Annotated in this window: 11 protein-coding genes and 1 pseudogene; 11 read left to right on the top strand and 1 reads right to left on the bottom strand. The window is 64.0% G+C overall.

Annotated features, from left to right (window positions below; genetic code table 11):
• Nucleotides 1-86: pseudogene (locus AC0L3P_RS32995) on the bottom strand (LabA-like NYN domain-containing protein); the annotation flags it as partial.
• A gap of 328 nt (nucleotides 87-414) precedes the next feature.
• Between AC0L3P_RS32995 and rpoZ the strand changes: the two are divergent.
• The 11 genes from rpoZ to parC all read left to right on the top strand — a co-directional run bounded on the left by rpoZ (nucleotide 415) and on the right by parC (nucleotide 11,287).
• Nucleotides 415-807 (top strand): DNA-directed RNA polymerase subunit omega, encoded by a 393-nt coding sequence (gene rpoZ, locus AC0L3P_RS32990; RefSeq protein ID WP_007603391.1) that lies wholly within the window; start codon nucleotides 415-417, stop codon nucleotides 805-807.
• Between the two features lie 207 nt (nucleotides 808-1,014).
• On the top strand, nucleotides 1,015-3,300 hold the full coding sequence (locus AC0L3P_RS32985; RefSeq protein ID WP_275167885.1) for a RelA/SpoT family protein: 2,286 nt from the start codon (nucleotides 1,015-1,017) through the stop codon (nucleotides 3,298-3,300).
• Nucleotides 3,301-3,345: 45 nt separating this feature from the next.
• The gene (locus AC0L3P_RS32980; protein WP_275167884.1) at nucleotides 3,346-4,098 is read left to right on the top strand and encodes a pyridoxine 5'-phosphate synthase; all 753 of its coding nucleotides are present in this window, start codon (nucleotides 3,346-3,348) and stop codon (nucleotides 4,096-4,098) included.
• The gene (gene acpS, locus AC0L3P_RS32975; RefSeq protein ID WP_007611179.1) at nucleotides 4,095-4,514 is read left to right on the top strand and encodes a holo-ACP synthase; all 420 of its coding nucleotides are present in this window, start codon (nucleotides 4,095-4,097) and stop codon (nucleotides 4,512-4,514) included. The genes AC0L3P_RS32980 and acpS overlap by 4 nt, the downstream gene beginning before the upstream one ends.
• Nucleotides 4,515-4,762: 248 nt before the next feature.
• Nucleotides 4,763-5,527 carry a signal peptidase I gene (gene lepB, locus AC0L3P_RS32970; protein WP_275167883.1) on the top strand — a complete coding sequence of 255 codons (765 nt, stop codon included), beginning with the start codon at nucleotides 4,763-4,765 and terminating at the stop codon, nucleotides 5,525-5,527.
• Nucleotides 5,524-6,390: a ribonuclease III gene (gene rnc, locus AC0L3P_RS32965; RefSeq protein WP_275167882.1), complete on the top strand. Its 867-nt coding sequence runs from the start codon at nucleotides 5,524-5,526 to the stop codon at nucleotides 6,388-6,390. The genes lepB and rnc overlap by 4 nt, the downstream gene beginning before the upstream one ends.
• Entirely contained in the window at nucleotides 6,380-7,306 is a 927-nt protein-coding gene (gene era / locus AC0L3P_RS32960; protein WP_007611165.1) for a GTPase Era, read from the top strand. Before rnc ends, era begins: the two co-directional genes overlap by 11 nt.
• Before the next feature lie 21 nt (nucleotides 7,307-7,327).
• Nucleotides 7,328-7,708 carry a hypothetical protein gene (locus tag AC0L3P_RS32955; RefSeq protein ID WP_275167881.1) on the top strand — a complete coding sequence of 127 codons (381 nt, stop codon included), beginning with the start codon at nucleotides 7,328-7,330 and terminating at the stop codon, nucleotides 7,706-7,708.
• A 122-nt stretch (nucleotides 7,709-7,830) separates the two neighbouring features.
• Nucleotides 7,831-8,583 (top strand): DNA repair protein RecO, encoded by a 753-nt coding sequence (recO, locus tag AC0L3P_RS32950; protein WP_275167880.1) that lies wholly within the window; start codon nucleotides 7,831-7,833, stop codon nucleotides 8,581-8,583.
• A 99-nt stretch (nucleotides 8,584-8,682) separates the two neighbouring features.
• Nucleotides 8,683-8,967 (top strand): hypothetical protein, encoded by a 285-nt coding sequence (locus AC0L3P_RS32945; RefSeq protein ID WP_275167879.1) that lies wholly within the window; start codon nucleotides 8,683-8,685, stop codon nucleotides 8,965-8,967.
• 61 nt (nucleotides 8,968-9,028) lie between these two features.
• A complete protein-coding gene (gene parC, locus AC0L3P_RS32940; RefSeq protein WP_275167878.1) occupies nucleotides 9,029-11,287 on the top strand; it encodes a DNA topoisomerase IV subunit A in 2,259 nt (752 codons plus the stop codon).
• The last annotated feature ends 43 nt before the right edge of the window (nucleotides 11,288-11,330 follow it).

Genomic DNA, 11,330 nt, shown 5'->3' with positions numbered 1-11,330 from the left:
ATGTCGAAGCCCAGAGTTTTCGCCGTCGCGTAGAGATTGGCTCCATCGATGAAGAGCGCGATCTTGTCGGTAGAGGAAGGTGACATTCAGTTTGCTCGCGTAGAGTTCGTGATTGATCGTTTATTGTTGGCGCGGCGACAGCAAGCCGCGCACTTCTAAAGTCCCGCCGAAACCCGTCGAAACCGCAAATCCGGAGAAGTCGGGGCAATCAAGGTATAGTTATGGCCAACTTGCATAGACCCGGCGCTGCCGTCGCCAACAACCCGGGAAACCACCATCCCAGCCCCAATGTGGGGGTAGCAGAGCCGTTTGGCGAGGCCAAATCACAAATTGGCCTTGCGAAACCCTCCCGGCCCCTATAACTAGCGGCATTCATCCACATATTTCGTCCCACCCACAACGGAGCGACAGTCGATGGCTCGCGTCACCGTAGAAGATTGTATCGACAAGGTCGACAACCGGTTTGACCTGGTCCTGCTGGCCGCCCACCGTGCCCGCATGATTTCGTCTGGTTCACAACTAACGGTTGACCGCGATAACGACAAGAACCCTGTTGTGTCTTTGCGCGAAATTGCAGAGACCACCATTTCGCCGGAGGACCTCCGCGAGGAGCTGGTGCATTCGCTGCAGAAGTTCGTCGAGGTCGACGAGCCCGAGCCGGACACTGTGCCGCTGATCGGTTCCGCCGGTGCAAGCGTGGATGCAGACGATACCGAAGTCGCCGTGGAGCGCATGACGGAAGAAGAGCTCCTGAAGGGTCTCGAAGGCCTCGCGCCGCCCGAGGAGCAGCCCGAGGAAGACGAGTAAATCGTCCCGTCGCGCTCATCGACTTCTTTGTGATCTGATAAGGCCCGAACCGTCGTTCGGGCCTTTGCTTTTGTTGGCGTTTTCGTGGTTACCATAGCGTCGTCGGTTCGCGCCTGTCCCTGTCACTGAATTGATCGGACACGCGCGCGATCGGAGCTAAGATGTATACAACGGGCTGTGTCGTGGCCCGTTTGAAGGCAGGACGGCATGGTATATCGACGCCGCACACCAGCGCAGATGCAGGCCGCAACCGAATCGGTTGCCGTGGCCCCGACTGCGCCGGTGGCACGCCCGGCGAAGCCTCGCGCCCGCATGATGCGTCAATATGACCTCGTCGAGCGCGTCAGGTCCTACAATCCCAACACCGACGAAGATTTGCTGAACCGCGCCTATGTCTACGCCATGAAAGCGCATGGCTCGCAGACCCGCGCCTCGGGCGACCCGTACTTCTCCCATCCGCTCGAAGTGGCGGCGATTCTGACCGACCTGAAGCTCGACGACGCCACCATCGTGGCTGCGCTGCTCCACGACACGATCGAGGACACCGAAGCGACGCGGGCCGAGATCGACCAGATCTTCGGGCCCGAGATCGGCGCGCTGGTCGAGGGCCTGACCAAGCTGAAGCGGCTGGAGCTGGTGTCGCGGGAGGCCAAGCAGGCCGAAAATCTGCGCAAATTGTTGCTGGCGATTGCCGACGACGTTCGCGTGCTCCTGGTGAAGCTCGCCGATCGCCTGCACAACATGCGCACGCTGGACTTCGTGCCGACGGAATCGCGACGGCGCATTGCCGAGGAGACGCTGGACATCTATGCGCCGCTGGCAGGGCGCATGGGCATGCAGGAGATGCGCGAGGAGCTGGAGGACCTGTCGTTCCGGACCCTCGACCCGGAAGCCTATTCGGTGGTGATGCAGCGGCTCGATGCGCTGGCGGAGCGCAACCGCAATCTGATCGGCGAAATCGAGGACCAGCTCTCCAACAATCTGCGCCACCGGGGTCTTGGGGCGCGGGTCTATGGCCGCCGCAAGAAGCCATTTTCGATCTGGACCAAGATGGAGCGCAAGTCGGTCGGCTTCGAGCAATTGTCCGACATCTTCGGCTTCCGCGTCGTCGTCAACGATATCGAAGCCTGCTATCGCGCGCTCGGCATCGTCCACACCAACTGGCCGGTCGTGCCCGGGCGGTTCAAGGACTACATCTCGACGCCGAAGCAGAACGATTATCGCTCGATCCACACCACCGTGATCGGCCCCGGCAACCAGCGCGTCGAGTTGCAGATCCGCACCGAGGCGATGGACCAGATCGCCGAGCGCGGCATCGCCGCGCACGTGTTCTACAAGGAAGGCGTGGGCTCGCCGACCGAATTCCTCAAGCGCGAGTCCAATGCGTTCGCCTGGTTGCGCCACACCATCGGCATCCTCTCGGAGAGCGCCAACCCCGAGGAATTCCTCGAGCACACCAAGCTCGAGCTGTTTCACGACCAGGTGTTCTGCTTTACCCCGAAGGGCAAGCTGATCGCGCTGCCGCGCCACGCCAACGTGATCGACTTCGCCTATGCCGTACACACCGACGTCGGCAACAGCGCGGTCGGCTGCAAGATCAACGGCCAGTTTGCGCCGCTGTCATCGGAGCTCCAGAACGGCGACGAAGTCGAGGTGCTGACCTCGGAAGCGCAAGCGGCGCCGCCGTCCGCATGGGAAACACTCGCGGTCACCGGAAAGGCGCGCGCCGCGATCCGCCGCGCCACCAGGACCGCGGTGCGCGATCAATATGTCGGTCTCGGCCGACGGATCGTCGAGCGCCTGTTCGAGCGCGCCAAGATCGAATATGCCGACGACAAGCTCAAGGGCGCGCTGCCGCGGCTCGCGCGGACCTCGATCGAGGACGTGATGGCGGCTGTGGGGCGCGGCGAGATCAAGGCCTCTCACGTCGCGCGTGCGATGTATCCCGACTACAAGGAGGAGCGCATCGCGCGCTACGGCGTCAAGAAGGGGCTTGCCGCCAAGCTCAAGGAGAAGTCGTCCGAACCGCCGCGCAGCCCGGTCGCGATCCCGATCCGCGGCATCAATTCCGACCTGCCGGTGAAGTTCGCGCCGAACGGCGGCGCGGTGCCCGGTGACCGCATCGTCGGCATCGTCACGCCGGGCGAGGGCATCACCATCTACCCGATCCAGGCGCCGGCCCTGAAGGATTTCGAGGAGGAGCCGGAGCGCTGGCTCGACGTGCGCTGGGACATCGAGGACTCCGCGCCGCAGCGCTTTCCGGCCCGTATCAAGGTCGAGAACGTCAACGAGCCCGGCGCGCTGGCGCAGATCGCGACCGTGATCGCCGAGCACGACGGCAACATCGACAACATCAGCATGCAGCGCCGCTCACCGGATTTCACGGAGACGACGATCGATCTCGAAGTCTACGATCTCAAGCATTTGAGCGCGATCCTGGCCCAGCTGCGCGCGAAGGCGGTCGTCGCCCGCGCCGAACGTGTTAATGGATAGACGCCTCCCGTCTTGGTCTATTCCTATGATTCCGTGAGTCCTGAAATGCCTGCACCTCCGCTCCGCCTCGGCGTCAATGTCGACCATGTCGCGACCCTGCGTAACGCGCGCGGCGGCCGCAACCCCGATCCGGTGCGCGCGGCGCTGCTGGCGATCGAGGCCGGTGCCGACGGCATCACCGCTCATTTGCGTGAGGATCGCCGGCACATCGGCGACGAGGACATGGCGCGGCTGAAAGCCGAGATCTCCAAGCCGCTCAATTTCGAGATGGCGGCGACCGACGACATGATGCGCATTTCGCTCGCCACTAGACCGCACGCGGTGTGCCTCGTGCCGGAGCGCCGCCAGGAGGTGACGACCGAAGGCGGGCTCGACGCCGTCGGCCAGCACAATGCGCTGGCGCCCTATATCGCGCGGCTGAACGATGCCGGCATCCGGGTGTCGCTGTTCATTGCTGCCGATCCCGCCCAGATCGAAATGGCGGCGCGGCTGCGCGCGCCCGTGATCGAGATCCACACCGGCGCCTGGTGCGACGCTGTCGTCGACGGCCCCGCCGACAAGGCCGAGGCCGAATGGCGGCGGATCGTGGCGGGGGCGAAGCTGGCGAAGGAAGCGGGGCTGGAGGTTCACGCCGGACACGGGCTGGACTACGCGACGGCGGAGACGATCGCAGCCTTGTCTGAGATCATGGAGCTCAACATCGGGTACTACATGATCGGCGAAGCCCTGTTCGTCGGTCTCGCCGAGACGGTGCGCAGCATGCGCGCGGCGATGGACCGCGGCCGGAGCCGGGCATGATCATCGGCATCGGCTCCGATCTGATCGACATCACTCGGGTCGGCAAGGTGATCGACCGCCATGGCGAGCGCTTCCTCGACCGCATCTTCACGGCGGCCGAGCGGGCCAAGGCGGAGCGGCGCGCCAAGAACGAGAAGATGGTGGTGGCAACCTACGCCAAACGCTTCGCCGCCAAGGAGGCCTGCTCCAAGGCACTCGGCACCGGCATAAGGCGCGGCGTGTGGTGGCGCGACATGGGGGTGGTCAACCTGCCGGGAGGGCGGCCAACCATGCAATTGACGGGCGGGGCGCTGGCCCGGCTCCAGGCCCTGACGCCCGAGGGGTTCGCGGCGCAGATCGACCTGTCGATCACCGATGACTGGCCGTTGGCACAGGCCTTCGTCATCATTTCCGCCGTGCCGCTGGCCAAACCCTGAAGGCGCACCGATCATTTTATAATTCGCATTCAAAATCAATCGCTTATGCAGTTTTGATGCGATCCTTGATTGCGTGGCCTCCGACAACCGTCTAAAAGTCCGCGGACGCAAATCAGGCTGGGCGAATTCGGCTTTACGCCGGAATTGGCCCTCATTATCAGAATCAGGACAATCTCCTTGGGCCGCGAGCGATGGGCTGTTCGCGGGAGGAGGGCGCGCTGTGACCGCCCGCCGGAATTGAGAGAGCAATGAGCGTGACTTCAGGAACGAAAACTGAGAGCGGCGTCGGCGAAACGATCCGGGTCGTCATCCACGCTCTCCTGATCGCGCTGGTGATCCGCACCTTCCTGTTTCAGCCGTTCAACATCCCATCCGGCTCGATGAAGGCGACACTGCTGGTCGGCGACTATCTGTTCGTCTCGAAATATTCCTACGGCTACAGCCACTACTCGATCCCGTTCTCGCCGCCGCTGTTCTCGGGGCGAATCTGGGGCTCGGACCCGAACCGCGGCGACATCGTCGTATTCCGCCTGCCGAAGGACGATTCCACCGACTACATCAAGCGCGTGATCGGCCTTCCCGGCGACCGCATCCAGATGCGGGACGGTCTGCTCTACATCAACGACGCGCCGGTCGAGCGGCAGCGCATGAGCGAATTTGTCGGCGAGGACCCCTGCGGCGCTGAAGGCAGCGGCGTCTCTCGGGTGAAGCGCTGGAAGGAAACGCTCCCTAACGGCGTGTCCTACGAGACGCTGGACTGCGCCGATAACGGCTACGTCGACAACACCAACGTCTACACCGTGCCGACCGGCCACTTCTTCATGATGGGCGACAACCGCGACAACTCCACCGACAGCCGCTTCCTCGGTCAGGTCGGCTACGTGCCCCAGGAGAATTTGATCGGGCGCGCCCAGATGATCTTCTTCTCGATCGCCGAAGGCGAGCATGCCTGGATGTTCTGGCGCTGGCCCTGGGCGGTGCGCTGGAATCGCTTCTTCAAAATCGTCCGATGAAAGACGAAGCCAAGGACATCGCGACCCTGCCGACCGAGGCGCAAGCGGGCCCCGACGGCGAAGCTGCGACCAAGAGTCTTGAGAACAAGACCCTTGAGATCAAGACTCCTGAAAACAAGGCGCCTGCAAAGAAGAAGCGGGTGCGGAGCAGCAAGGCCAGGGGCTCGGATGCGAATGCGGGGCTCGAGGCACGCATCGGCTACAGCTTTGCCGATCCGAACCTCTTGATGCAAGGCATCACGCATGTCTCCGCGCTGAAGTCCGGGCGCAAGCGCGGCGACAGCTATCAGCGGCTGGAATTCCTCGGCGACCACGTGCTCGGGCTCGTCGTCTCCGACATGCTCTATCACACCTTCCCGAACGCCGACGAAGGCGAGCTGTCCAAGCGACTTGCCGAACTGGTGCGCAAAGAGAGCTGCGCCGATGTCGCCAAGTCGCTCGGTCTGCTCGACGACATCAAGCTCGGCTCGGTCGGCTCCAGCGCCGACGCGCGCCTGCGCAAGAGCGTGCTCGGCGACATCTGCGAGGCTGTCATCGGCGCCGTCTTCCTCGACGGCGGCTACGCGGCGGCGGCCGACTTCGTCAAGCGCAACTGGACCGAGCGCATGCACAAGCCGCGGCGTCCGTTGCGCGATCCCAAGACCGTTCTCCAGGAATGGGCGCAGGGCAAGGGATTGCCGACGCCGGTTTACCGCGAGGTCGAGCGCACCGGCCCGCATCACGATCCGCAATTCCGCGTCGCGGTCGACCTGCCGGGACTCGCTCCGGCGGAAGGCATTGGCGGCAGCAAGCGCGCGGCAGAGAAGGTGGCAGCTTCAGTGATGATCGAACGTGAAGGCGTTGGCGGCGGCAATGACGGTTGAAGCAAGCGGCGAGGCGCCCACTGCGACGCGCTGCGGCTTCGTCGCGCTGATCGGCGCGCCCAACGTCGGCAAATCCACGCTGGTCAACGCGCTGGTCGGGGCCAAGGTCACGATCGTGTCGCGCAAGGTGCAGACCACGCGCGCGCTGATCCGCGGCATCGTGATCGAGAACAACGCGCAGATCATCCTGGTCGATACGCCCGGCATCTTCCTGCCCAAGCGCCGGCTCGACCGCGCCATGGTCTCGACCGCCTGGAGCGGCGCGCATGATGCCGATCTCGTCTGCGTGCTGCTGGATGCCAAGGCCGGCATCGACGAGGAAGCCGAGGCGATCCTCACCAAGGTCGCCAGCGTCAAGCACGAGAAGATTTTGGTCATCAACAAGGTCGACCTGGTGCAGCGCGAGAAGCTGCTGGCGCTGGCGCAGGCCGCCAACGAGCGCATGGCGTTCGCAAAGACCTTTATGATCGCGGCGATCTCCGGCGACGGCGTCGACGACCTCAGGCATACACTGGCCGAGATCGTGCCGCCGGGTCCGTTCCTCTATCCCGAAGACCAGATGTCGGACGCGCCGATGCGGCAGCTTGCGGCCGAGATCACCCGCGAGAAGATCTTTCGCAAGCTGCACCAGGAATTGCCCTACCAGTCCACCGTCGAGACCGATAAGTGGGAGGAGCGCAAGGACAAGTCAGTGCGCATCGAGCAGACGATTTTCGTCGAGCGCGAAAGCCAGCGCAAGATCGTGCTCGGCGCGGGCGGCGCCACCATCAAGTCGATCGGCGCGGACTCGCGCAAGGAGATCGGCGAGATCCTGGGCGTGCCGGTGCACCTGTTCCTGTTCGTCAAGGTGCGCGAGAACTGGAGCGACGATCCTGATCGCTACCGCGAGATGGGCCTGGAATTTCCCAAAGAATAACCAAGAAAAGATCGGTCAGCGATGAGCGTACCCAGCAACGTACGGCGCTTCGAAGCGTTGCTCTATGCATCGTTGATGCTTGATGCCCTGTCGGTGGCGGTGCAGGACCGCACGCCCACTGCCGAGATGACCGAGCAGATGATCATGACGTCGATGCTGTTTGCCGGCGGCATGATCCTGCTGCTGGTCTATTTCGTCAGGCTGGCCGCGCACGGGCGCAAGAACTGGCCGCGCTGGGTGCTGGCGGCAGCGCTCGTGCTGTCGGTGATCTCGCTCGGCCAGATCATCGGCCAGAAGGGCATGGAACTCGACAGCGCCATCGAGATCGTCTCCTGCGTGCTGACGGCGATGGGGCTGTATTTCTCGTTTCGCGGCGACGCGCAGGGTTGGTTCAATGCGTAAGGCCGCGTTGGGTCGATTGGCGGCGCGTAATCCGCCATCCAGGAGTGCACGCGCGATTGGCGAATGACGCCTTCGGCCAATCCGCCCTACGATTGACGACCGGAATCCGCTAGACTTCACCCATGGAATGGACCGACGAAGGCATCGTGCTGGGGGTGCGGCGGCATGGCGAGAGCAGCGCTATCGTCGAGCTGCTGACCCGCGCGCACGGCCGCCATCTCGGTCTTGTCCGCGGCGGCGCCGGCTCGCGGATGCGGCCGCTGCTGCAGCCCGGCAACAGCCTCAGCGTGGTGTGGCGGGCGCGGCTCGACGAACATCTCGGCACCTATGCCATCGAGGGCCTCAAGCTGCGGGCGGCGACGCTGCTGGGATCATCCCACGGCGTCTACGGCATCACCCATCTCGCCTCGATTGCGCGGTTGCTGCCGGAGCGCGATCCGCACGAAAACCTCCTGGCGCTGCTCGAACATTCGCTGGACGATTTCGACGACATCGGCAGCGCCGCCGTACACGTGATCCATTTCGAGCTGGCGATGCTTACCGAGCTCGGCTTCGGGCTGGCGCTGGAAAACTGCGCCGTGACCGGAGAAACCAACGACCTGATCTACGTCTCGCCCAAATCCGGCGGAGCGGTGTCGCGCGGGGCGGGCGAACCGTGGCGCGACCGCCTGTTGCGGCTGCCGCCATTCCTGCGCCAGGGCGAGGTGCACGGCGACCTCACCGACGAGGATCTCCAGGACGGCTTTCGACTGACCGGCCTTTTCCTGCTGCGCCACGTGCTGGAGCCGCGCGGGCAGGGCCATTCCGACGCGCGGGCAGGCTTCATCAACGCGCTGATTCGACAGCAGGCAAAGGCCACAATGCCCGCGCCATGAGCCTGACGCCGCTCTGCATTGTCGCAATATGTCGGTCCGCCGTGGAACGAAACCGGGTTTCCCTGACTTGCCCCCCGGGTTCCAACCGGGGATATCCTGATGCTGATCAAGGGACTTGTGATATCGGCAGCGCTGATCGCGCTGGCGCCGGACGCCCTCGCGGGTGAGCAGCCGGGCGTCTTTCGCCGTGCCTCCTGTACCGTCGTCAGATTCTATGTGGCCAAATATTCCGCTGCAGCCGCAGAGGCATGGGCGAGGTCCAAGGGCGCGACGGAGGCCGAGATCGAAACGGCCCGGCGGTGCCTGACCAATGCCCCGGCCACCACGCAGGCTAAAGCCGCGCCACCCACCCAGACCTTCACCGCAGGCTGGGCCGGCCAGTAGGCCGCCTACAGGGAACCAATCGATCCTTGCCCGATTCGCTTCCACGGTTTAACCGGGCGGCATGGGAAAACGATTGATTCCGCCGGAGGAACCGGCCGAAATTCACGAGGTGCCGCTGCGTGAGGCGCTGGAAGAGCGCTATCTTGCGTACGCGCTCTCCACCATCATGCACCGCGCGCTGCCCGATGCGCGCGACGGCCTGAAGCCGGTGCACCGGCGCATCCTCTACGGCATGCGCCTGCTCCGGCTCGATCCAGGCACGGCGTTCAAGAAATCCGCCAAAATCGTCGGCGACGTGATGGGCTCGTTCCATCCGCACGGCGACCAGGCGATCTACGACGCCATGGTGCGCCTGGCGCAGGATTTCTCCTCGCGATACCCGCTGGTCGACGGCCAGGGCAATTTCGGCAATATCGACGGCGATAATCCCGCCGCCTACCGCTACACCGAAGCGCGCATGACCGACGTCGCGCGGCTTCTGCTCGACGGCATCGATGAGGACGGGGTCGAATTCCGCCCCAATTACGATGGCCAGTCGAAAGAGCCGATCGTCCTGCCCGGTGGCTTCCCGAACCTGCTCGCCAATGGTGCGCAAGGTATCGCAGTCGGCATGGCGACATCGATCCCGCCGCACAACGCCGCCGAGCTCTGCGACGCCGCGCTGCATCTGATCGAGAAGCCCGACGCAAAATCCAAGGCGCTGCTGAAATGGGTCAAAGGTCCGGATTTCCCGACCGGCGGGATCTGCGTCGATTCCAAGCAGGCGATCGCTGAAGCCTACACCACCGGCCGCGGCTCGTTCCGCGTCCGCTCCCGATGGGAGCAAGAAGAGGGCGCGCGCGGCACCTGGGTCGTCGTCGTCACGGAGATACCCTTTCTGGTGCAGAAGTCGCGGTTGATCGAGAAGATTGCCGAGCTGCTGGACCAGAAGAAGCTGCCGCTGGTCGGCGATATCAGGGACGAGTCGGCCGAAGACGTCCGTATCGTGATCGAGCCGAAGTCGAAGAACGTCGATCCCGCGCTGATGATGGAATCGCTGTTCCGGCTGACCGAGCTCGAAAACAAGATTCCGCTGAACCTCAACGTGCTGATCAAGGGCCGCATTCCCAAGGTCGTGGGGCTCGCGGAATGCTTGCGCGAATGGCTCGACCATCTGCGCGACGTGCTGATCCGTCGCACCAATCATCGCAAGGCCGAAATCGAGCGCCGTCTGGAGATTCTCGGCGGCTTGCTGATTGCCTATCTGAACATCGACGAGGTGATCAGGATCATCCGCAATGAGGACGAGCCGAAGCCGGCGCTGATCAAGGCGTTCAAGCTCACCGAGGTGCAGGCCGAAGCCATCCTCAACATGCGGCTGCGAAGCCTGCGCAAGCTCGAGGAGATGGAGATCCGCAGCGAGGACAAGGATCTTCGCAAGGAGCTGAAGGGCATCGAGGGACTGCTGGCGTCCGAGCCCGAGCAGTGGAAGAAGGTCGGCGAGCAGGTCGGCAAGGTCCGCGACATGTTCGGACCGAAGACCCCGCTCGGCAAGCGCCGCACCACCTTTGCCGACGCGCCCGAACACGATCTCGCCGCGATCGAGGAGGCCCTGGTCGAGCGCGAGCCGGTGACGGTCGTGGTCTCCGACAAGGGCTGGATCCGCACCCTCAAGGGCCACGTCGAGGATCTCTCGGGGCTGGCTTTCAAGCAGGACGACAAGCTCGGGTTCGCGTTCTTCGCGGAAACGACCTCGAAGCTGCTGCTGTTCGCCACCAACGGAAAGTTCTACTCGCTCGATGTCGCAAAACTTCCGGGCGGCCGCGGTCATGGCGAGCCGATCCGCCAGTTCATCGATCTCGAGCCGGAGGCCGCGCCGGTCACGCTGTTCGTCAACAAGGGCGGACGCAAATTCCTGGTCGCCAGCCACGAGGGCCAGGGCTTTGTGGTCAACGAGGACGATTGCGTCGGTACCACCAAGAAGGGCAAGCAGGTCCTCAACGTCGACATGCCGAACGAGGCGCGCACGGTCACCGAAGTGCTCGGCGATACCGTCGCGGTCATCGGCGAGAACCGCAAGATGCTTGTGTTCCCGCTCGACCAGGTACCGGAGATGGCCCGCGGCCGCGGCGTTCGCTTGCAGAAGTACAAGGACGGCGGCCTCTCCGACATTGCCGTGTTCGACGCAAAAACGGGCCTGACCTGGAAAGACTCCGCAGGACGCGAATTCTCTGCGACCATGAAGGAGCTCGCCGAGTGGAAAGGCTCCCGCGCCGACGCCGGCCGTCTGCCGCCGAAGGGATTCCCGAAGTCGAACAAGTTCGGCAGGGTGATCGGGTAGTCCGCGGGCCGTTGCCATATCGATAGTGTCATGCCCCGCGTAG

The organism is Bradyrhizobium sp. WSM4874 (genome assembly GCF_055811835.1).
Note: the sequence above shows the minus strand (reverse complement) of the source record. Positions and strands in the feature narration are given on the sequence as shown.